This is a genomic window from Breoghania sp., from assembly GCF_963674635.1.
Taxonomy (GTDB): Bacteria; Pseudomonadota; Alphaproteobacteria; order Rhizobiales; family Stappiaceae; genus Breoghania.
The window spans coordinates 1,634,511-1,657,235 of record NZ_OY771475.1; the positions used below are offsets into that span (position 1 = coordinate 1,634,511).

A 22,725-nucleotide genomic window follows, 5' to 3' on the forward strand; every position below is an offset into this window, starting at 1 on the left:
AGAGCTCTATCCGCGCATGCCGCGCTTTTCCTTGCCCTTTGGCATGCGAATTGCTGTCAGAAAGAGCAGGAATGCCAGTCAACAAAGCGCACGACGACGGTATGGAGCCGTCAAGCCCGCGTTAGAAAATGCCAGGAGGTATCAATGGTAAACGCTCTGAGCGCATATACGCGCGGCTTTCTCACGCAAACGAATTTCTCTCGAACAGATGAAGCCGGAGAGAAAAGCGCAAAGCTCCCGGAAAAATCAGATCATGCGCGCGGCACGGTCATTAAAGATACGGTGGAAATTTCTGCCGAGGCAAGAAAGCTGGCGCAGGCCGAACAGGCAAAAAATGCCCTCCGGGACGCAAAGGTCTCCTATTTCGAACAATTCAGACCGACGCGTGAAGGGTTTTCTTCCCGCAATCTGGCTTTGGGCATCGTCGACCCAAGCGCGCAACCATTTTCGCAAAACCGCCCCTTCGATGAAGTCGCGCAAGCTGCTCGTGAAAATATGGACAGCAAGTATCAACAGATGCGCGAAAGCGGCGAACCCTATGGTACGGACAATTTCGAAGGAAAAGAGACGTATTCTCTTATGGGAGATTTGGACCGCCGCGCTCTTTATGCCGTCGCCAGCAATGAAGGCGGCCATTTTTCCAAAGAAGAACAACAGACCGCCAAAGATCTCATGCTGGGCCAGCAAGGCATGGCTATGGGGCTTTATAACGGCCCGACCCGTTTGGACGGAGTTTATACAATTCCGCAAGCGACCTCAAATGCAGATCACATGCAAAAATATGCTGCCGGCATCCAGTATATGGATCAAGTCAGCACAGAAGAGAAAGCAACAAGCGTTGACTGGGCGCAGCAACGGGGAAGAATGCAATATAACTACGAACGTCTCTCACGGGATAGCGGGATAACACCTCAAAATCATAATATCTATCATCCGGCTGCGAATTTCATTTTCGGAGCACTGGAGTCGTATTTCGGTTTCGCGAATGATGCGGATATCGGCAGCCGAAAGGACTTGCTCAATGAGCCATGGTTTGAAGGCTATCGGGATCGCCTTGGCAGCGTAATGGCCGAAACACGAGACTTGTACGGGTTGAATGACCTCTAGACTGAGGCCTCATCCGATCCTGCCAATGATCAAGGCCAAACGAAGCCGTTTCGCCGTCCATCCGGTTTTGGCCGAGCGATCCGGCTTCGTCGTTGCGTCCCCCCCCTTGAAAACCATGTGGTTTCCTGCGGGCTTGCGCCTGGCATCCGAACCGCTCAACCAAACCGTTCCGGCCTCATTTATGAGGCTTGGCCTTAACGCGCCATGGAATGGTACTCGTCATTGGGACGCATATCGGTGGCAGCCGCCACGCGGTTCGACATGTTGAAGAAACCCGCGATGGTGGAAATGTCCCAGATGTCTCGATCGGAAAAGCCAGCATCACGCAAGTGCTGCCGGTCGTCTTCCATCATTTCATGCGGGCGCTCGGTCAGCTTGACCGCAAAATCGAGCATGGCGCGCTGGCGCGGGCTCAGGTCCGCCACCCGGTAGTTCATCACCATCAATTCGCCCAGTACCGGATCGCCGGAATATTCGCGCACCGCCGCACCATGCGCCGTCAGGCAATAGAAGCACCGGTTCACCGCTGAGACCGCCACGGCGATCATTTCGCGCTCCAGCTTCGACAGGCCGGACGGGCCGAGCATCAGGTCATTGTACATGTCGGTGAAGGCCCGCAGCTTCACATCATCGAAGGCGTAGGCCTTCAACACATTGGGTACGATACCGAGCTTCTCTTCACATTTCGCGAAGTAGCGGGTCGTCGCTTCGCTCAAAGGCTCATTGCCCGTATCAAGCGCGATGACGCGTTCGTCAACGGCAGACGCCGACGGCTGTTTCGCCGCGGTTTCCTTGGTCATTCTCATCCTCCCTCGCCGGAGCTTCGCGGCTCCGGCCTTGTATTCCTCACCCCACGCCTGTCTTGCGCAGGCTCGCCCGAGCATGCCCAAATCCAACCATCTCGGCAATCCAAAGCGCGCCTTGCGCCCCCAATGCCCCTTGAAGCGCAATGATATTTTTATAATTCAGCATGTTAGCTTGGGGCCCACGGGTTGACCCAGCATCACTGGCAGGCTCATTCTCAGCGAACCTGCATCGAACAACTGCAAGGAACGCCGCCCGGCGTCCTGAAGGAAGGACTTGCGATGACGGATCCCAAGGAAACGCACAAGAGCCAGCTTCTGGACGCCATGAACCAGCAGCTTACCACCGGCGCCTCGCCGGGCGGCCTTGCGCATTACGCAAGCAAGCTCTTTGCCCATGCCGCCGCCGAGGACATTGTCGCCTATGCCCCGGCAGAACTCGCAGACTTCGCCCGCAACTCATGGTCGCGCTTTGCCAACCGCGCACCGCACAAGCCGCTCATCAAGGTTTTCAACCCCACATTCGAGACCGAGGCGACGCGACATCATCATGTGACGGTGATTGAGGTCATCAACGACAACATGCCGTTCCTGGTCGATTCCATCATGGGAGAGGTTCAGGACAGCGGCCTCGACGTCCAGTTGATGGTGCATCCGATCTTCAACGTGGAGCGCGATGAGGCAGGGGTCCTCATCTCCAGCGAGGCTGAGGGCGAGGACACGAGCCGCGAGAGTATTGTTCACGTTCATGTCTCACGTATCGTTTCGGCTGAGGCGCGCGCGGAATTGGCGGACCGTCTGGAAGACGTGGTGCACAATGTCCGTCTGGCCGTCAAAGACTGGAAGCCCATGTGCACCCGGCTTGCGGAGACGGTGGAGGGCTATCGCAAGAACCCGCCCGCAGGCGTGGGCGAGGCGGAGATGGCGGAAGCGGTCGAGTTCCTCGACTGGCTGCTCAGGGACAATTTCACGTTCCTCGGCATGCGGGTCTATCGTTTCGAGGGTGGCGCGGAAGACGGAACTCTGATGCGCGAAAGCGGCACGGGGCTCGGCGTTCTCACAGATCCCGATGTCTACTTGCTGCGTCGCGGGCGCGAATTCGTTGTGATGACGCCGGAAATCCGCGAATTCCTGATGGAGCCGAAGCCGCTCATCATTTCCAAGGCCAACGTCAAGAGCAAGGTCCACCGCCGGACCCACATGGACTATGTGGGGGTCAAACTCTTTGAGGAAGACGGCAGCCTTGCGGGAGAGCTGCGCATCGTCGGGCTGTTCGCCTCCACGGTCTACAATGAATCCGTGCGCAACGTCCCCTATCTGCGCAACAAGGTGGATCGCTTCCTGCAGGCCTCCGGCTATGACAGCCACAGCCATTCCGGTCGGGCGCTCGCCAATATCATGGAAGCCTATCCGCGCGACGAGCTGTTTCAGGTCGGCGATGCGCTTTTGCGCGAAAACGCCGAAGCCATCCTTCAGCTTCTTGAGCGTCCGCGCATTCGCATCCTGCCGAGACGCGACGAGTTCGACCGGTTCGTCTCCATCCTCGCCTTCCTGCCGCGCGACCGCTACAACACCGACGTACGCATCCAGATCGGCAACTACCTCGCCGAGGTCTATGAAGGACGAGTTTCCGCCTGGTACATCACCTATCCGGAAGGCCCGCTGGTTCGCGTCCACTTCATCATCGGCCGCTATGAGGGCGCAACACCCGATCCCGACCGAGAAGAGCTGGAATCCCGCATCGGCGATATCGTGCGCACATGGGCGGACGATCTTCTGGCCGCGCTGGAAAAGCGCTACGAACCGGAAGAGGCCCGGATCGCGGCGCATCGCTATGCCGACGCTTTCCAGGCCGGCTACAAGGAAGCCTTTGATGCAGAAACCGCGATCCGCGACATCGCCATTGTCGAGGCCCTGAACAGCGAGCAGCATACGGCCATCGACTTCTACCGCCTCGACGGCGACAGCGACCATAAGGTCTCGCTCAAGGTCTATCACCACGAAACCCCCATCCCGCTCTCCGCCCGTGTACCGATGCTGGAAAACATGGGCTTCAAGGTGATCAACGAACGCACCTACCGCATCACCCCCGAGGGCGAGGCGGAGGCCTATCTGCACGATCTCACGCTGCAATCCAGCTTCGAGACCCCGCTGATGCTCGATGAAAACCTGATGCCGCGGCTGGAAGCGCTGTTCATGGCCGTCTGGCATGGGGCGGCGGAAAACGACGGCTACAATGCGCTGGCGCTGGCCACCGACCTCGACTGGCGCGACATCGCAATGCTGCGCGGGCTCTCGCGCTATTTGCGCCAGATCCGCGTCCGCTACTCCGAGGACTACATGTGGGGCACATTGTGCCGCTATCCGGGCGTCGCGGAGAAGCTTGCGCAACTCTTCCACGTGCGTTTCGACCCGCAATTTGCAGGCGAGGACGCCGCCCTTTCCGCCGCGCGGCTGGAGCAGGAGATCCTGACCTCTCTGGACGAGGTTTCCAGCCTCGATGACGACCGGATCCTGCGCCACTTCCTCGGTGTCATCACCGCGATGCTTCGCACCAACATGTACCAGGCCCCTGCCCTGCGCGAACCGCAGGACAAGGAGCCGCCGGTCTTTGCCTTCAAGTTCGATCCGCACCGCATCGAGGATATGCCGCAGCCGCGTCCGTTCCGCGAAATCTTCGTCTACAGCCCACGCGTGGAAGGCGTGCACCTGCGTTTTGGCAAGGTCGCGCGCGGTGGCTTGCGTTGGTCCGACCGTCCGCAGGATTTCCGCACCGAGGTTCTGGGCCTGGTGAAGGCCCAGCAGGTGAAAAACGCGGTCATCGTTCCGGTGGGCGCCAAGGGGGGATTCATACCCAAATGGCTCCCCCAGGGCGGCACACGTGAGGAAGTGTTCGCGGAAGGGACAGAGGCCTACAAGATCTTCGTCTCGACCCTGCTCGACATTACCGACAATCTGGACGGCGACGCGATCCTGCGCCCCGAACACGTGATCCGTCACGATGACGAGGATCCCTATCTCGTCGTTGCCGCGGACAAGGGCACGGCGACCTTTTCCGATACCGCCAACGCCATTTCCGAGGCGCATGACTTCTGGCTGGGCGATGCCTTCGCTTCGGGAGGCTCTGCCGGTTACGACCACAAGAAGATGGGCATCACCGCGCGCGGTGCCTGGGAAGCGGTGAAGCGGCATTTCCGCGAGATGGATATCGACATCCAGACCACGCCTTTCACGGTGGTTGGCGTGGGCGACATGTCGGGCGACGTCTTTGGCAACGGCATGTTGCTTTCCAGGCAGATCCGCCTGCTCGCCGCCTTCGATCACCGCGATATCTTCATCGATCCCGATCCCGACCCCGCAACCAGTTTCGAGGAGCGCAAGCGCCTTTTCGACATGGGGCGTTCCTCGTGGAAGGATTACGATACTTCCAAGATTTCCGCCGGTGGCGGGGTGTTCTCGCGGCAGGTGAAATCCATTGATCTGTCGCCGGAAATCCAGGCGCTGCTGAGGATCAGCAAGCCGCGGGCAGCGCCTGCGGAAATCATGAGCGCGATCCTGCGCGCGCAGGCGGACCTTCTCTGGTTCGGCGGCATCGGCACCTATATTCGGGCCGCCACGGAGACGGATGCGGATGCGGGCGACCGCGCCAACGACATGATCCGCATCACCGCCAAGGAACTGAACTGCAAGGTCATCGGCGAAGGCGCCAACCTCGGCATGACGCAGAAGGCCCGCATCGAATATGCCCGCAAGGGCGGACGCTGCAATTCCGATGCGATCGACAATTCCGCGGGCGTGAACTCCTCCGACATGGAGGTGAATATCAAGATCGCGCTGGGGGCCGCGGTGCGCTCCAACCGCCTGACAACCGAAAGCCGCAACACCTTGCTGGCCTCCATGACCGACGAGGTGGCGGGGCTCGTTCTGCGCAACAATTATGTCCAGACGCTCGCGCTTTCCATCGCCGCGCGCCGGGGCATGGAGGATTTCGGCTATCAGGCCCGCATGATGCGCCAGCTTGAGGCGCAGGGGCTGTTGAACCGTGCCGTCGAATACCTGCCGGATGACCTGACGCTTGAGGACATGGGTAAGACCGGCACGACGCTGAGCCGCCCGGAACTGGGCGTGTTGCTGGCCTATGCCAAGCTCACGCTCTACGACGTGTTGCTCGCCTCGCGGGTTCCCGACGACGCCTATCTGGGCAAGGAGCTGTTCCGCTACTTCCCGAAGGCGATGCAGGAGAACTATCACAACGAAATCGCCGGCCATCGCCTGCGCCGCGAGATCATCTCCACCATGCTCGCCAACTCCATCATCAATCGCGGCGGCCCCACCTTCCTGACCCGTATCGGCGATCAGACGGGCGCCTCAGCGGCTGAAATCGCGCAGACATTCGCTGCGGTACGCGGCTCCTACAAGCTGATCTCCCTGCATGGCGAGATCGACGCCCTCGACAATGAGATCCCGGGTGAAACCCAGCTGGAGCTCTATTCCGCGGTGCAGGACCTCACCCTCGACCAGACCGTATGGTTCCTGCGCGAAGTGTCGTTCGCCGAAGGCATTGAAGCCGTGATCGAGCGATTCCAGACGGGTATCTCGCGGCTTTCGCCGCAGATGCCGGATATCCTGCCGGATGCGCTGCGCACACTCGTTGCGAAACAGGGACGGGAATGGACTGAGGCCGGGGTACCCGCCTCCCTTGCGAACCGCATCGCACGGCTGGCAGTGGATGTGATGATCCCGAACATCATTCTGATCGCCGAAAGTGTGGAACGTTCTCCCGAAGAGGTCGCGCCTGTTTTCTTCGACGTCTCAAGCACCTTCCGCATCGGCCGGATCGATGCGCTGGCGCGCGATCTTCATATCTCCGATTACTATGATGGGCTGGCGCTTGACCGGGCCCGCTCCACCCTTGCCGATGCACATCGCAAGATTACGGCGCAGGTCCTTCGCACCGCCACCGGCAAGCTGGATGGCGCCATGGACAGTTGGGTCGCTGCCAACCGCGAAGACGTCAGCCGAACGACGCGCGCCGTGACGGAAATAACCGAGACCGATGCGTTGACCGTCTCGAAATTCTCCGTCGCCGCCAGCTTGCTGGCGGATCTCGCTCGGGGCTGAACAGCCCCGTATCGTTTGTCGAGGCAGGTCGAAACACGGCGCGCGGCGTAAAACCGCGCGCCTTTTCTCGCTCGGTTTTCCATTTCTTCTTCATCGCCAAGCACCCCGCACCGGGCCCGCGGAGGTATTTCCCGGATACCGAACTTTTTTCTTGGCATGTCATCTATCTGCTACAAAGTCCTGTATCTTTCGACTTGAGACAGCTTGCAGGGGGCCAGCTTCCCTGCGCCCCCGATTGGCATCGCCTGTCCCTGGACTGGCCGCCCTCCCCTCTGGTCGTTACTTTTTTCTGCAGGAGACTTGATGACACCAATCAACCTCGGCGAAATTCTCAATGAGATCGAGGCATTACGCTCAACGATCGTGACCGACTCGAAAACGATCGCCCACCGTTGGGCCGGCTGGATCGAGGATGACTCGTTTCATGCCAGCGCGATGAACTTCAGCCACTATCTCGCGTTGCGCCGTCAGGACATCCGCCCTCTGCAAGAGCGCATGAGCCGATGCGGTCTGTCGTCTCTGGGGCGTGCGGAAGGGCGCGTCATCCCCACGCTTGATGCGGTGGCGAACCTGTTGCGCGTCGCAACCGGCCAAAGGCCCCACCTTGTTCCGCTGAATGACGATTTTTATGCGGGCGCGGCCCGGATCTCGGCGCGCAGCGAACAACTCTTCGGCAGGCTCTCCCCCCATAGCCCGGTTTCGCTGCTGGTAACGCTGCCAAGCGAAGCGGCGGAAGACCCGGACTTCGCCCTGCGTCTCGCCGGGCTTGGCGTGGAGGCGGTGCGCATCAACTGCGCACATGACAATGAAGCTGCCTGGGACCGGATGATCGCCAACGTGGAAAAGGCGGCGGAGAAGAGCAACTGGCGAATGAAGGTGCTGATGGACCTGGCGGGCCCCAAGCTTCGCACTGGCGCCCTGCGCGAGGTGAAAGGCGGCAAGCGGATCTGGAGCGGCGATGAACTCGCGATCACCCTGCCCGGAGAACTCAAGTCCGCGCCCGAGCATGTTCTGGCAATCGAATGCACGAATCCGCGGGCGTTAAGGTCGGTGGAAACCGGCAATCGCGTTCTCATCGATGACGGAAAAGTCGTATCAGAAATCACGCAATGTCTTCCCTGGGGCGTCATGGTGCGGATCGTGACCGCGCCGAAGAACAAGGGTTACAAGCTGAAATCGGAAAAGGGGCTGAATTTTCCCGACACCGATCTGGAAATCGATGCCCTCACGCCGTGCGATATCGAGGCGCTCTCCTTCATCGCCCATCGCGCGGACGGGGTGGAGTATTCCTTTGTCCAGACGCCCGAGGACGTGGCCCTGCTTCAAAGCCACCTTGCGCGCGAACGCCCGCATGACTGGCAGAAACTTGGCCTCGTCCTCAAGATCGAGACGGAGCAGGCCATCCGCAACCTGCCGGACATGATTGTGCGAGCGGCCGGACGCCAGCCGACTGCCGTCATGATCGCGCGCGGCGATCTGGCAGCGGAAATCGGCTTTGCCCGTCTTGCGGAGATGCAGGAGGAAATCCTGTGGCTGTGCGAGGCGGCACAGGTGCCCGTGATCTGGGCGACGCAGGTGCTGGAAGGCTTTGTGAAGACCGGCATTCCCTCGCGCGGCGAGATGACGGACGCCGCCATGGCCGCGCGCGCAGAATGCGTGATGCTGAACAAGGGACCGCATCTGTTCGAGGTCATCAGCGAGCTGGACAAGCTGATCGCGCGCATGAGCGAGCATATGCAGAAAAAGTCGCCGCAGCTGCGCCCGCTCAAAAGCTGGTGACCGGCGCAAGGCGCAACCGCTCCTCGGCTCACCAAGGACAACAGAACAAACAAGGGCCTGCCGGATCTCCGGCAGGCCCTTGTTTTCATTCCAAGACGGCCGCCAAGGATCAAGCAGCTCCGGGGTGGGGCGCGCAAGACGATTTGCAGGCTTGAGCGAGGCACCAACCTTTCCGGCCGCCATCCCGCGAGGCCTCCAGCCCATAAGCACACGCTTATACGACGCGATTTCAGCGTATCTCCCATCCACAGGCACCAGAAGCTCACGCATATCGGGATCAGGTTCGGCCAGTCAGGCCGGCCTCAGACAGATTGAAAGGCATCCCCGATGAACAAGCTTCTGATCGCCGCCGTCTTCGCTTTCGCTCCCCTTGCGGCCAATGCCATGCCGGCGGTGGGCGACATGGTCGGCATGGATCCTGCGCAAGCAAAGGCGGCCCTTGAGAAGGCCGGTTGTCTGGAGCCGGACTTCGAAGCTGAAGACGGCCGCATTGAAGCCAAATGCCACGATGCCGACATGAAGCGCTGGGAGGTCTATATCGACCCGGCCACCGGCAAGGTCGTCAAGGTGAAGGCCAATGATTGATCCCGCCTTCGAGGATGAGACGGGGGGCGCTGTTGCGCCGCCCGACCCCTGGGATCCGCTTGTGCGCATCACCCACTGGCTGGTGGCGGCCGCCGTTCTGGTGAACGGCCTGATCGACAAGCCCGGCGGCATCACGCATGTGTGGATCGGCTGGGGCGTTCTGGCCGTTCTGGCGACACGGCTGGCATGGGGGTTCATCGGACCGGCGGAGGCGCGTTTCTCCTCCTTCCCGCCCTCGCCGCGCGCCGCCCTCGCCCATCTTCGGGATCTCCGCCAGGGCAAGCCGAAAGAGCACCGCTCGCACAATCCGGCAGGCACGCTGATGGTCTACGCATTGTGGGCGAGCCTTGCCATCGTGGTCGTCACAGGCCTCGTCATGACAGAGGCAAAAAGCCCGGTGACAATAGCGCAGGAGAAGATCGCGGTCGCCGCCGGCGACTGGTCGATGCTTGCCGCAGCGTCGGAAAGGGACGAGGATAACGAGCTGAAGGACGTGGCCGAGGAGGTGCATGGCGCGTTCGCCAACCTGCTTCTGATCCTCGCGGCCTTTCACGTTGGCGGTGTCGTTGTTGAAAGCCGGGCATTACGTCGGAACCTCGTGCGGCCGATGCTGTATGGAAAACGCAAGAGATGAAAAGCAGCGAGCAACGCGGCAAGGCACATACGACGTCGGTGGTCCTTGCCGCCCTTCTGGTGTTTCAGATGACGGCGGCGATCTTTTTCGTTGCCGACGCTCTCGCCGACCTCATCAATGCGCCAGCCTCCCCCGAAAGCGCGCTCGAAGCCCTGGTGTCCGTGGCTCTTGGCGTCGGCGTCGCGATGGGCATCTGGCAATTGCGACTGACACTAAGGCGCATGCGCGCGCAGGATCGGGCGCTCGACAGTGCGCGCGGCTCCCTCGCCCAGGTGATCGACACCCAGTTTTCGCAGTGGCGATTGACGCCCGCAGAACAGGACGTGGGTTTGCTGGCCCTTAAGGGGCTCGATGTGGCGCAGATTGCGGAGATCCGAGGCGCCGCCTCTGGGACCGTGCGTGCGCAGCTCACCAGTATCTACGCGAAGGCCGGGGTTTCAGGACGCGCGCAGTTCGCGGCATGGTTCGTCGAGGACCTGCTGGAACCCAACAGCGATATGCGCGAACTCGCCCGAAGGAGCGCATCGCCGAAGCAAACGCCCGGAACCCCGGATAATCGGCGCGCGGCAAACTGAACCGACGCAAGGTTCCAGAGGGAATCAATCGGCCAGGAGACCGTGCCCGGTCTCAACGCCCCTCCCCACCTCGCCTGAGCCATGACTGCGATTGCTGTCAGGACCTTGTTTTGTCGAGAGAGGCCCCGCAGGTGCCAACCTCAGGCTTCTATCATTTCCGACAGAACTTTCTTCGTCGCTTCCAAAGCAGCCAATTGCCCGTCGATCTTTGCAAGGTGTTCGGTGATTTTCGCCTTCAGGGCATCGCATGGAGGATGTTTGTCGGTCTTGGAACGCACACATGTCAGGAGACCGGAGACGCTGGCCAGCGGGATCCCCACATTGTTGAGGGTCAAAACCCGATCCACAGTATCGACGTCGTTCATTCCATAGCTTCGATATCCCGACGGCGTGCGAGGTGGGTTCAAGAGCCCCTGCGCCTCATAGTACCGCAACATCCGGACACTCACGCCCGTCCTTTTCGATAGCTCGCCAATGCGCATCTCGAATTCCAACCTTGACCCTGACATCGCTGGCAGGGTGTAGAGCAGGCGTCACCCAAACGAAAGGTGTCAGATGCTCAAGATGATCACATGTATCAAGAAACTGCCGGAACTCAGCCTGGCTGACTTCTACTCCCATTGGGATAGCCGCCATGCAGCGCTGATCCGCAAACATGCGGAGGTCCTGGGGATCCGCCATTATGTCCAGAACGCCCCTTACGGCGATGGATCCGCCCAGAAGGCTCTTGAATTCGGGCGAAGCGCGCCTTCATTCGGCTTCGACGGATGTGCGGAGTTGTGGTGGGACGACCTAGAAAGTCATCTGTCAGCACGCAAGACATGCGTCGGCAAAAAGGCTCTTCAGGAAATCATCGAAGACGAAAAGCGCTTTGTGGATCTGGAAAGCTCCCTGCTTTGGTATTGCAGCGAGCGTCCCATTTTTCAGACAGGGACCGCCTTCTGACACAGGCAACGCATGGCGCCGCTGCCACGTTCGCTCTGTCGCGGACCACTTTGCCTCTCATCATACAATGAGGGCCCCCCCCTTCTCTTTCCTTACGTCACACCGTAAAACCGGTTGCCGCATTCTTCCGACTTGGGAACCCATGCCCTGACGAATGATCCCGCCACCCCTCGCGCCTCGCCTGCCGCACTCGCTTCTTGGGCGCTGTTCGACTGGGCGGCGCAGCCCTATTTCACGCTGATCACCACATTCGTCTTTGCGCCCTATTTCGCCTCGCATCTCGCGGCCAGTCCGGTTGAGGGGCAGGCCCTGTGGGGCTATGCGGCGGGCGCTGCGGGCTTCGTCATCGCGCTCACGTCCCCCATTCTGGGCGCGATCGCAGATGCTGCGGGACGGCGCAAACCATGGATCGCCGCCTTCTCCGTCATGCTGATGGCAGGATCGGCGGCCCTGTGGTTCGCCGCGCCGGGATCGTCGGGGGCGGTTGTCTTCGCGCTCGTGGCCTACGCGGTTGCGACGCTTGGCGCGGAATATGCCACCGTCTTCAACAACGCCATGATGCCCGACCTCGTGAGCCCGAAACACCTTGGGCGGCTTTCCGGCATGGGCTGGGCGATGGGGTATATGGGCGGGCTCGCCAGTCTGGTCATCGTGCTGGGCTTCCTGGCAGCCGATGCCGAAACTGGGCGTACCATCCTCGGGTTTGCGCCCGCCTTCGGGCTTGATCCAGCCACACATGAAGGCGACCGGGCAGCCGGACCGCTGACCGCCATCTGGTACATGGTATTCGTGCTGCCACTCTTTTTCTTCGTGCCCGACACCCCGCTGCGCATCCCCGTGAGACGCGCCATACGGCTCGGGATCGCAAATCTCCAGGTGAGCGTCCGCCATGCGCGGCAGGAAAGGTCTCTGTGGATGTTCCTTGCCGCTTCCATGGCCTATCGCGATGCGCTGACAGCACTTTTCGCCTTTGGCGGGATTTTCGCAGCCGGGCAACTGGGCTGGCAAACGCTCCAGATAGGGCTTTTCGGCATCCTGCTGACGGTAACGGGAACGCTGGGGGCGTTGCTCGGCGGGTTTCTCGACGACCGGCTCGGCCCGAAGCCGGTGCTGATCGGATCCGTGGCGATCCTGACCGCTTGCTGTATCGCCATCGTTTCCATTGACCGCGAGACGGTGCTTTTCATCATTCATATTGCCCAACCGGAGACGGGCGGGCTCTTCGCCTCGCTGCCCGAACAGCTCTATCTCGTACTTGGCGGATTGATCGGGGCGGCGGCGGGGCCCCTTCAGGCGGCCTCCCGCACACTTCTGGTGCGGCTTTCCCAACCAGATCGGATGACGGAGGCCTTCGGGCTTTATGCACTGGCGGGGAAGGCAACGAGTTTCATCGGGCCCGTTGCAGTTGCCTTCGTGACGAGCGTTAGCGGCAGTCAACGGATCGGCATTTCCGCGATCATCGCGCTTTTTGTTTTGGGCGGAGTGATGCTTGCGAAGGTCCCTGTGCGACAGGGCTGAGGTTTTGCTCAAACGAAGTTTTGATAAATATAGGCAGTATTTCGAGGGGGCTTATCCCGGGACTACGACACACCGATCGGGCGCGCCAGAGCGAAGGTGAGGTGCTATCCCAACAGGGACTTCCATTCGACCTATTGGAGGGAAGTTTCGCGCCAGCAGGACTGTGTGCGCAAAACCGGTCGCGTTTGCAAATAGCGAGAGAAGAAAAGAAAGCGGGCCTTCCAGTGTCGCCACCTGAAAGGCCCGCCCTGGATTGTCAGGCGACGTCACGCACACCTGAGATGAAGATGTCCACTTCTTCCTTCAATCGGCCCGCCTCGCCGCTCAGGACATGGGCGACCGAACCGACCTGACGCGCCGCACTTCCGGTTTCCATGGCAGACTTTGAAACGGAGACGATGTTGCGGGCAACTTCCTGTGTGCCATTGGAGGCTTCCTGGATGTTGCGGGCAATTTCCTGCGTCGCCGCGCCCTGCTGCTCGACCGAGGCCTGAATGCTGGCAGCAATCTCGTTCATCTGCTCGATCGTGTGAGAGATGCTCTGGATCGCGTCCACAGAGCCTGCGGTTTCTTCCTGAACCGACTGGATCTGCGTGGAGATTTCCTCCGTCGCCCGGGCGGTCTGGTTGGCGAGTTCCTTCACTTCCGCGGCAACGACCGCAAAGCCCTTGCCAGCCTCGCCCGCACGCGCCGCCTCGATGGTGGCGTTAAGCGCGAGCAGGTTCGTCTGCTCGGCGATCTCGTTGATCAGCTTCAGAACCTCGCTGATGCGGTTGGCCGCAAGCGCCAGTCCTTCGATCTTGCTGTTGGTCGCCTCCGCCTGCTGCACGGCCTGCATGGCGATGTCGGTGGAGGCGGCCATCTGACGGCTGATCTCGTCGACCGAGGCCAGCAGTTCTTCAGCCGCGGACGCCACTGTCTCCACATTCGTGGAGGCTTCTTCCGATGCCGCCGCGACGTTGGAGCTTTGCTGACTTGTCTGGTCCGCTTCGTTCGACAGGGTCTGCGCGGCTCCGTTCAACTCGCCCACCTGAGACGACACGGTGGCGACCAGATGCGAGACCTTCTGGTCGAATTCCGCCGACATGCGGGCAATTTTCTCAGCGCGGGCAAGCTGACGCTTCTGCTCTTCCGCCTGCTGCTCCGCCAGAGCATCGGCTTCCGAAAGCTTGTCGCGGAAGACGTTCAGCGCCTTGTTGATCTCGCCGATTTCATCGCCACGCTCCGTGCCGGAGATCGGCTGATCGTAGCGACGGTCGATGAGGCCCTGAATGTTGTTGACGACGGCTTCGAGCGGACGGCGCACGATCCGGTTGCCAAGAAGGAAAATGGACAGGCCCGCGACCAGCAACAGCACGACACCAACCCCGACGATCATCATGACGATGTCCCAAGAGGCCTCTTGGAGGGTTGCCGTCGGCACACTCACCACAACCGCCAGTGTCGTGCCGGTCTCGCCGACAGACACCGGCATGACGATACGCTCGACGTCTGTTCCAAGGGTCTTGGAATAACCGGGATAGAGATAAGTCTGCCCGCGCGAAATCGCGTCGAGTACGGCCCCTGTTTCTGCCGCATCCTGCGGTGAACGTCCTTCCGACCAGTTCTTGCCGAGAAGGGTTTCATCCGTGTGCGAAATCAGCATGCCTTGTTGCGACAGCAAGTATACGGACCCTGTGCCGAGCGGCTTCAGCTTGCTCAGTGCCTCCGACAGCGGGCGAAGCATCAGGTCGACACCGGTGACACCCACCACTTTGCTGCCGTCGCGGACAGGGACGGAAAAGGAAACGCCCATGACCGTCTTGCCGCCAGCTTCCCAGCTGTAGGGTTCGGTCACGAAGGCCTTGCCGCTTCGGAAGGGCGCATAGAACCAACCATCTTCCGCACCCAGATCAGTAAGGGGGCGATAGCCAAGCTTGCCATCGCTGTCACGGAAGAAATACGGAGACCAACGTCCCTGGTGGTATTGTCCATCGCTTGCGAAGTCCGCATCGCGACCGTCCAGATCATCGTTGATCACAGTCCCCCACGAACCAGAAAGCTGAGGACTGATTTCCGCAACCGTTTTAACGGCGGCCGTCCACCCCTCACGCGTGGTGACACCGGAGGCCTTCATGCCGGAAAGGCTGCCCGCAAGGATGAGCGCGGTATCCAGCCCGTTTTCCATCGTGCGCCGAACCATTTCAGCCTGCTCGCGGGCAACGGCTTTCGCTTCGTTGAGTGCAAGCTCATGCGTGACATCGGATGCACGCCATCCGATAACCCCGATCCCGACCATCAGGACAAACGCCAAGAGAGGGATGCTTATCACGATCAGCTTGGTCGTGAGTTTTGCCCGATTGAACATTCAGTATCTCCGCAATTCTACCAAGCCTATACCGGCACGGTCAGATATCTTCGGAGAAGAAGGTAACCTCTATTCGTTAAATATATTTCTATTCTAGACTATTATTATAGGCATTTATTACAATGTTCTATAAAAAATATATCCTCTACTGCATGTGTTCGAGCGCTTATTATCGCTATATACGCATTATTACTATAGTTCGCCTTTATACCTACCCCCCCTTTCCGATCTGCCGCAGGAAAGGGAGGGATACATTTCAGATGTGGCGTATTCGAAAGCGTCTCAAATCAGTGACGGAAGTGGCGCATGCCCGTCATGACCATGGCGAGGCCCGCTTCATCAGCCGCCTTGATGACTTCATCGTCGCGCATCGAGCCGCCTGGCTGAATGACCGCCGTCGCGCCCGCTTCAGCGGCAGACAGGAGACCGTCGGCGAAGGGGAAGAAGGCGTCGGACGCGACCACGCAACCCTTGGTGAGCGGCTCGGCAAGCCCTGCGGCTTCTGCAGCGTCCTCAGCCTTGCGCGCAGCAATCCGGGCGCTGTCCACGCGGCTCATCTGGCCGGCGCCGACCCCCACGGTCGCCCCGTCCTTCACGTAGACGATGGCGTTGGACTTGACGTGCTTTGCGACGCGGAAGGCGAATTTGAGGTCGGCCAGTTCCTGCGCGCTCGGCGCACGCTTGGTGACGACTTTCAGATCGAGATCATCGATGCTGCCATTGTCGCGCGACTGTACCAGCATGCCACCGGAGACGGACTTGAAGAAAGTGCCCTCCGCACGCGGATCCGGCAGGCCGCCGGTCAGCAGCAGACGCAGGTTCTTCTTGGCGGCGATGATCTCAACCGCTGCATCGTCCGCATCGGGAGCAATGATCACCTCGGTGAACACCTTGACGATCTCGGAGGCCGCTTCCGCATCCAGTTTGCGGTTCAGCGCGACGATACCGCCAAATGCCGAAACCGGATCGCAGGCCAGCGCCTTGCGATAGGCATCCACCAGCGTTTCCCCCTCGGCCACGCCGCACGGATTGGCGTGCTTGATGATGGCGACGGCCGCGGTGCGGGCAGGATCGAACTCCGCGACCAGCTCGAAGGCGGCGTCGGTGTCGTTGATGTTGTTGTAGGAGAGCTGCTTGCCCTGGAGCTGACGCGCGGTTGCGACACCAGGACGGTTGTCGCCATTGAGGTAGAAACCCGCCCTCTGGTGCGGATTCTCGCCGTAGCGCATCACTTCCTTCAGCTTGCCGCCAAAGGCGCGATAGTCGGGCGTGGCGTCGCCAAGTTCACCGGCGAACCAGCCGGAGACGGCGGCATCATAGGCCCCGGTGCGCGAAAAGGCTTTCGCGGCCAGCTTGCGGCGCACATGGAGCGGCACCTTGCCGTCATGGGCATTGAGCGCCTCGATAACGGCCCCATAATCCGCCGGGTCGACGACCACGGACACATAGGCGTGGTTCTTGGCACCCGCGCGGATCATGGCCGGGCCGCCGATATCGATATTCTCGATGATGGTAGCGGCATCGGCGCCTGCGGCGACAGTTTCCTCGAAGGGATAGAGATTGACGACCAGCAGGTCGATACGCTCGATGGCGTGATCTTCCATCGCCTTTGCATGCTCGGTGTCGTCACGAATAGCCAGAAGGCCACCGTGGACCTTCGGATGCAGCGTCTTCACGCGACCATCCATGATCTCCGGAAAACCGGTGACCTCAGAGATATCGATGACCGGAATACCTGCATCGGCGATCGCCTTGCGCGTACCACCGGTGGATACCAGTTCGATACCCTTGCCGGAGAGCGCGCGGGCAAAGTCGATCAGCCCGGTCTTGTCGGAAACGGAGAGCAGAGCCCGCTTGACGGTCACCAATTCGGGAACCGGAACGGCCTTGGACACGACGGTCATGGAAGAAGCCTCGTGGAAAAGTGCGACATGGAATTGGAATGGTCGCGCTCTAGCACGAATGCGCGACCACCGGAAGGTCGCGGAGCGGCTTTCGCTCCAACGATGGGAAAGAAACCAAGTCGACCCTATCCGCACGCCCCCGCCATGGCGCGGGAAATCCGTCAGATCAGCATGTCGGCTGCGTCGTCATCAAGGCTGGAACGGCGGCGCACGGGCCTTGCGGCCGCGGTGCGGCGGAACACCCAGGGCACCTCGCGGCGATGGCGTAGACGCTCATGGATGACAATCTGCTCGGTGTGACGGTGGCCATGAACGTCGGACAGATAGATGGATTCTTCCAGCGAAACCTGCGCATCGGGCGCGGTGAACTCCCACGCCTCTCCGTCTGCGCACATCAGCAGAACCGCGCCGCCCCCGCGCACAAGGCTCGCCTTGACGCCCGGATGCAGGTGAAAGCGGACGACATAGCGGTCCTGATCGCCCACCGGGGCAGAACCGGTCGGTTCGACCCTGTCACGGCCTTCCAGAACAGTGCCGTCATTGGAAAGCCGGACGCTACGCTCATGGCGAATGCGAAGCGATGCGTAACCATTGTGACTGGCATTGATGTGAATGCCTGCGTCATCTTCCTCACGCAGCACCGGCACGACGCTCGGGCCGGAGACGATGAGCGACCCCAGCCAGCGGGTGAGCTGGCCCGCCGCCATGAAGCGGCAAGACGAGGTGGAATTGTATTCCAGCGTGGAATGGGCCGCTGTGGAGCGCGCCACCTTGCGCCAGGTCTCATGCCCCTTCCCCGACACGCCGCAATTGACGACGATCGGATTGCGACCGGAGGACATTTCAAAGCTCAGACACCCCGCATGCGCCAGCTGGCTGAGCGGTGGCGGCGGCGGGCGACCGGTATCCATTACCAGGAGCGTGTCTCCGGCGACAAGCCGCTGATATCCGGAATGGGCCGCATCTGCGGGGGGGGTTCCGCGTGCGTCGTCATAGGCGAGCACCGTCGCGACAAGATCTCCCGACGTCGCGCCCATACCATTGAAATGCGCGAAAGAGCCATCCCCCATGCGGAAGAACCGGATCATCGGCATCATCCGGTCGACTGCATCCATCATCGCCTGACTGGGCGCGACGCCCTGACTGGTGAAAGCCTGGCGAATGGGCAGAAGATCGGCGAGGATATCCAGAACCGCGCCGGGATTGCGCGACACGTGACCGCCGTCAGGCAGGATCTGCCGGGTGAGTTCGTGGTCGAGGTTTTTCAGGCTCTGCCGGGCGAAACGCCCCTGCCCCGACATGGAAATGGAGGCGGCCGCGACCGCCATGGTGACCACCAGACGCGGCATGCCGTCAGGCGCTTCGTTCATGGTCTTGCGCAGGTAGCGGACCTGACGGGCAAGCGATTTCAGGAAGCGGCGATAGAACTCGCGGTCGCAGTTTTCAAGCAGCAGCGGCGACTGGGAAAGCCAGGACAGGACGCGCCGAGCCACGACCGAAGGTTCCCAGGCAATCGCGTTGCGCCGCCCGACAAGGCGGATCCATTCGTCAATAAGGGCGCGGGCATTGGAACGCGCCATGGCGGTTTCCGCGGCGCGCAGATGACGCAGCCAGCCGAAACCGTGCAAGGCACGGGCCCAGTCGGGTGACGGGGGAATGACCTCAAAGGGCGACTGACCGCCCGCTTCGACGAAATGCCCGGCAAAGACGAAGCGACCGGCATAGATATCGACCGCGATGGTGGGATCGGCCGTGCGCAGATCCTGCGGCGCGATCAGCAGGCGGTTGGGAACCGCGCCGAGGGTCCCCAGGAGTGAGGAGGGGCCGCCGTGAACCTTGCGCAGCAGCCAGCGCCAGGCGTGCGAAGCCAGCAGTCGCCAAATCCGTGCCTGATCGGACATGGATTCGAGCGCCATCGCCGAACTGCCTCCTGTCACGTTTTCCGCCAAACGGGCATCCCCAAAACTTCGCGGCACCAACATCAATGCCCCGATCCGCCGACAAGACCGATCATGCCGCCTACGGAACGAGACGTCCTTCATGAGGGCTGCAACCTGACGTACCGTCAGAACCCACTACCGTCATCATGTAAAAATGAAGACATCACATTAAATTATACTTAACCATGCCAGCGCGACGGCATTCGTGCGTACGCCAGTTTACAAACTGGGACCGGCACCTGCCGAACGCGGGCACAACGCCACATGCGCGCATGCCCTCGCGATGGTCGACAGGCCTTGCGATCACCGGCGGAGACGGCCAGAACGAACGGAAGGCGCAGACTGATGCGCTGCGCCTTCCGGTTCCATCGATTTTCGTGACGATTGCCGCGTTCAGCTGACGCGTCTCAAACGGCATGCAAAGAAACCGTCGAGCCCACCCATCCGATGTTCTTCAGAAGCCCACAGGTTCGGCAGAGTGCGCAGATCGCCGGCCTCTGTGAGGAGCCCGTCCAGTCCGGCAAACTCGGTTGCAGAGATCGGCGCGCGTTCGACGGGCAAGTCCTCTGAGAGAAGGGTTTCGATCTGCCTCTCCCCTTCTTCCGGCTCCAGAGAGCAGGTGCAGTAGACGAGCACGCCGCCGGGCTTCAGCCACTGGATCGCGCGACGCAGGAAACGGCCCTGCATTTCCGCCAGAACGGCAATATCGGTTTCACGCTTGAGCCACGGCATGTCCGGGTGTCGGCGCGCTGTGCCGGTCGCAGAGCATGGTGCATCGAGCAGGATCGCATCGAAGGGCTCATCCGGCTCCCATGTGCCAAGATCGGCCTCCAGCGTCCGCGCCTTCAGCTTCAGCCGCTTCAGGTTCCGAGTGACGCGGTTCAGGCGTGTTGAGGAAATATCAAGTGCAACGACATCCCCCCCAGCTGCGGCCAGCTGTGCGGTCTTGCCACCCGGTGCAGCACAAAGATCGGCCACCTTGAGGCCGCTCACATCGCCCAGCAGGCGGGCGGGCAAGGCGGCGGCAGCATCCTGCACCCACCATGCGCCCTCATCGTAGCCCGCAAGTTCTTCCACCCGGCCAGGTTCGGCGATGCGCAGCGATCCGGTCGGCATGACCTTCGCGTTGAGCTTCTCAGCCCATTCCCCGACATCGAGCCCCGGCTTGAGGGTGATATCGAGACCCGGCTCAGCCACATGCGCGGCGGCAATGCTGCGTGCCGTTTCAGCGCCATAGGACGCCGTCCAGCGCGTCATGAGCCATTCGGGTGTGTTCAGGAAGAGCGGGTCAAGGCCTGCCTGAAGCTCTTCGCGCTCACGGATCAAGCGGCGTAGAACCGCGTTAATGAGCCCCTTGTAGGGCCGGGCCTTCTTGTCCGCTCCCGCATTTTCCACCGCCAGCGAAACGGCAGCATGGTCGGCGACATCCATGAACAGGATCTGGGTGATCGCCACATGAAGGATATCGAGAACGCGCCCAGTCTTTTCAGGCACTGGCCGGTCGAGCAGGCGCTCCAGAAGGGCCGCGATCTCGCCGCGCCGACGCAGCGCGAGGCCAAGGATGGCACGCACCAGCGCCTTGTCGTTGTTGGCGAGCTCTCCATAATGCGGATTGCGCGTGGGGCCCTCCAGTTCAGCGGCGAGCATGTTCCCCTGATGGACGACATTGCCGAGAATGGTAACCGCCGTGCGCCGCGCGGGCAATCCCGGCGCCTCACGCCGCCGGGGGCGAGAACCGCCCTCGCCGCCAGACTTTTTGCCGGGCTTTCCGCCAGCTGAACGAGCGCCCTTGCCTGTCGGCCCTTTTCCGCTCCAGCGGTTGCCAGAGGGCTTGCCATCTCGGGACTTGCCATCACGGGGCTTACCACCCCCGGGTCCGCTTCCATTGCCTGTTCCGCGGGGCCCCTTGCCAGCCTGGCCCTTGCCGTCTCCGGCGCTCAATGTGTCATATCCGTATCAAAGCCTGTCTTCGTCCGTGTGGGCCCAGCCGCAGCCTTCTTGCAAGGCTCAGCCCCAAGGGCCGCGCGGCCCTCTATCATCATCGGCGCGCCCCCACGGGCCCGCGTCCTCGCTGGCATCTCCCCACGGGCGCACCGCTGACGGCTCATCATAGCCATATGCCGGGTTCGCCTGCGCGCGTCCACGTCCGCGTCCCCCCATCTCGCGGTCGATTTCCTGCAACGCCGCGATGCGGTTCTGCGTCGCCGGATGGGTGGAGAACAGATTGTCCATCTTCTCGCCCGACAGCGGGTTGATGATGAACATATGCGCCGTTGCAGGCGCATGCTCCGCATCCCGGTTGCGAATATGGGAAACGCCGCCGGCAATCTTGTTCAGAGCGGAGGCAAGTGCAAGCGGCTGACCACAAATTTCCGCGCCCATCCGGTCAGCGGCATATTCGCGGGTCCGGCTGATCGCCATCTGAACGAGCATCGCCGCCATGGGCGCGACGATCATGGCGACCAGAACACCCACGATTCCCAAGGGATTGTTTCGGTTGCCGCCGAAGAAGAAGGCGAAGTTGCCGAGCATGGAGATCGCGCCGGCAATGGTGGCGGTGATCGTCATGGTCAGCGTGTCGCGGTTCTTCACATGGGCAAGTTCGTGCGCCATCACGCCAGCAACCTCGTCCGCATTCAGTGTGCGCAGCAAGCCGGTGGTCGCCGCGACGGCGGCGTTTTCGGGGTTGCGGCCCGTTGCGAAAGCGTTCGGCTGGTCGTTGTTGACGATATAGACCTTGGGCATCGGCAGGTTCGCATTGCGCGCCAACCGTTCCACGAGGCGGTAATATTCGGGCGCGCTGCGTTCATCCACTTCCTGGGCGTGGTGCATGCGCAGCACCATCTTGTCCGCGTTCCAGTAGCTGAAGAAGTTCATGGCGAGCGCGATCAGGAAGGCGATCATCATGCCGCCGGTGCCACCGATCAGAAAGCCCATGCCCATGAACAGGGCCGTCATGGCGGCAAGCAGCATTGCGGTGCGAATAAAGTTCATGTTCTGGCTGCCCGTGTTTGAAACTGCCGGTGCGCGAGAGGCTGCACACGGCGATTGGCTGCGCTATATGATGGGAATGCACAGGCCCGGCTGCAAGACAGGCCTGCGTTCCACATGCAGTTTCCGCTCAATCTGCCGATAGGCGGAAACCTCGGCGAAGAAAAGACGGTTGAATTCATGAGCGATCCGAATCCCACCTCCCCCGCGCCAGCAGATGCCAACCGCACGAGCGAGATCCGGGCGACCGAGATCCGCAAGAGCGGCGAAACGGACGCGCAATCGGAGCCGCCGCGCCGCCGGTTCGAAGACCTGCCGCCTGCCGCCCAGCGCGCACTGATGGAAGCGGAGGAACGCCGCCGCAACGCCAAGCCGCTTGATTTGCCAAAGGAAATTGACGGCCGCAACGGCCCGGAACCCGTCCGCTATGGCGACTGGGAGAAAAAAGGCATCGCCAGCGATTTCTGATCCAGGCG

General features: G+C 61.3%; 16 protein-coding genes. 9 read left to right on the top strand and 7 right to left on the bottom strand.

Annotation, left to right across the window (positions count from 1 at the left end; translation table 11 throughout):
• The first annotated feature begins 144 nt into the window (after positions 1–144).
• Positions 145–1,107, top strand: coding sequence for a hypothetical protein (locus ABGM93_RS07180; protein WP_321504794.1), 963 nt, complete (start codon positions 145–147; stop codon positions 1,105–1,107).
• 194 nt (positions 1,108–1,301) lie between these two features.
• On the opposite strand, the gene ABGM93_RS07185 is transcribed toward ABGM93_RS07180, so the two are convergent.
• Positions 1,302–1,907 carry a peroxidase-related enzyme gene (locus ABGM93_RS07185; protein WP_319775776.1) on the bottom strand — a complete coding sequence of 202 codons (606 nt, stop codon included), beginning with the start codon at positions 1,905–1,907 and terminating at the stop codon, positions 1,302–1,304.
• Positions 1,908–2,192: 285 nt separating this feature from the next.
• Between ABGM93_RS07185 and ABGM93_RS07190 the strand changes: the two genes are divergently transcribed.
• The 5 genes from ABGM93_RS07190 to ABGM93_RS07210 all read left to right on the top strand — a co-directional run bounded on the left by ABGM93_RS07190 (position 2,193) and on the right by ABGM93_RS07210 (position 10,604).
• Positions 2,193–7,031 carry an NAD-glutamate dehydrogenase gene (locus ABGM93_RS07190; protein WP_321504797.1) on the top strand — a complete coding sequence of 1,613 codons (4,839 nt, stop codon included), beginning with the start codon at positions 2,193–2,195 and terminating at the stop codon, positions 7,029–7,031.
• Between the two features lie 303 nt (positions 7,032–7,334).
• A complete protein-coding gene (locus ABGM93_RS07195; protein WP_321504799.1) occupies positions 7,335–8,810 on the top strand; it encodes a pyruvate kinase in 1,476 nt (491 codons plus the stop codon).
• A gap of 327 nt (positions 8,811–9,137) precedes the next feature.
• A complete protein-coding gene (locus ABGM93_RS07200; RefSeq protein ID WP_321504801.1) occupies positions 9,138–9,395 on the top strand; it encodes a PepSY domain-containing protein in 258 nt (85 codons plus the stop codon).
• Positions 9,388–10,029, top strand: a complete 642-nt coding sequence (locus ABGM93_RS07205) for a cytochrome b/b6 domain-containing protein (RefSeq protein ID WP_321504804.1) — start codon at positions 9,388–9,390, stop codon at positions 10,027–10,029. The genes ABGM93_RS07200 and ABGM93_RS07205 overlap by 8 nt, the downstream gene beginning before the upstream one ends.
• Complete coding sequence (locus ABGM93_RS07210; RefSeq protein ID WP_321504806.1) at positions 10,026–10,604, top strand: helix-turn-helix transcriptional regulator; 579 nt, start codon at positions 10,026–10,028, stop codon at positions 10,602–10,604. The genes ABGM93_RS07205 and ABGM93_RS07210 overlap by 4 nt, the downstream gene beginning before the upstream one ends.
• Positions 10,605–10,744: 140 nt before the next feature.
• Here the strand turns inward: ABGM93_RS07210 and ABGM93_RS07215 are convergent, their stop codons facing one another.
• Complete coding sequence (locus ABGM93_RS07215; protein ID WP_321504808.1) at positions 10,745–11,113, bottom strand: MerR family transcriptional regulator; 369 nt, start codon at positions 11,111–11,113, stop codon at positions 10,745–10,747.
• A gap of 46 nt (positions 11,114–11,159) precedes the next feature.
• On the opposite strand from ABGM93_RS07215, the gene ABGM93_RS07220 reads away from it, so the two are divergent.
• Together ABGM93_RS07220 and ABGM93_RS07225 are read left to right on the top strand one after the other, a co-directional pair.
• Positions 11,160–11,549: an EthD domain-containing protein gene (locus ABGM93_RS07220; RefSeq protein ID WP_321504810.1), complete on the top strand. Its 390-nt coding sequence runs from the start codon at positions 11,160–11,162 to the stop codon at positions 11,547–11,549.
• Positions 11,550–11,681: 132 nt separating this feature from the next.
• A complete protein-coding gene (locus tag ABGM93_RS07225) occupies positions 11,682–13,067 on the top strand; it encodes an MFS transporter (protein WP_321504813.1) in 1,386 nt (461 codons plus the stop codon).
• A gap of 256 nt (positions 13,068–13,323) precedes the next feature.
• On the opposite strand, the gene ABGM93_RS07230 is transcribed toward ABGM93_RS07225, so the two are convergent.
• The 5 genes from ABGM93_RS07230 to htpX all read right to left on the bottom strand — a co-directional run bounded on the left by ABGM93_RS07230 (position 13,324) and on the right by htpX (position 22,252).
• Positions 13,324–15,414: a methyl-accepting chemotaxis protein gene (locus ABGM93_RS07230; RefSeq protein ID WP_321504815.1), complete on the bottom strand. Its 2,091-nt coding sequence runs from the start codon at positions 15,412–15,414 to the stop codon at positions 13,324–13,326.
• 287 nt (positions 15,415–15,701) lie between these two features.
• A complete protein-coding gene (gene purH / locus ABGM93_RS07235; protein ID WP_321504817.1) occupies positions 15,702–17,318 on the bottom strand; it encodes a bifunctional phosphoribosylaminoimidazolecarboxamide formyltransferase/IMP cyclohydrolase in 1,617 nt (538 codons plus the stop codon).
• Positions 17,319–17,479: 161 nt separating this feature from the next.
• On the bottom strand, positions 17,480–19,234 hold the full coding sequence (locus ABGM93_RS07240) for a heparinase II/III family protein (RefSeq protein ID WP_321504819.1): 1,755 nt from the start codon (positions 19,232–19,234) through the stop codon (positions 17,480–17,482).
• A gap of 417 nt (positions 19,235–19,651) precedes the next feature.
• Positions 19,652–20,962 (bottom strand): transcription antitermination factor NusB, encoded by a 1,311-nt coding sequence (locus ABGM93_RS07245; protein WP_321504821.1) that lies wholly within the window; start codon positions 20,960–20,962, stop codon positions 19,652–19,654.
• Positions 20,963–21,265: 303 nt separating this feature from the next.
• A complete protein-coding gene (htpX, locus tag ABGM93_RS07250) occupies positions 21,266–22,252 on the bottom strand; it encodes a zinc metalloprotease HtpX (protein WP_321504823.1) in 987 nt (328 codons plus the stop codon).
• 177 nt (positions 22,253–22,429) lie between these two features.
• On the opposite strand from htpX, the gene ABGM93_RS07255 reads away from it, so the two are divergent.
• Positions 22,430–22,717, top strand: coding sequence for a DUF1674 domain-containing protein (locus tag ABGM93_RS07255; RefSeq protein ID WP_319775762.1), 288 nt, complete (start codon positions 22,430–22,432; stop codon positions 22,715–22,717).
• The last annotated feature ends 8 nt before the right edge of the window (positions 22,718–22,725 follow it).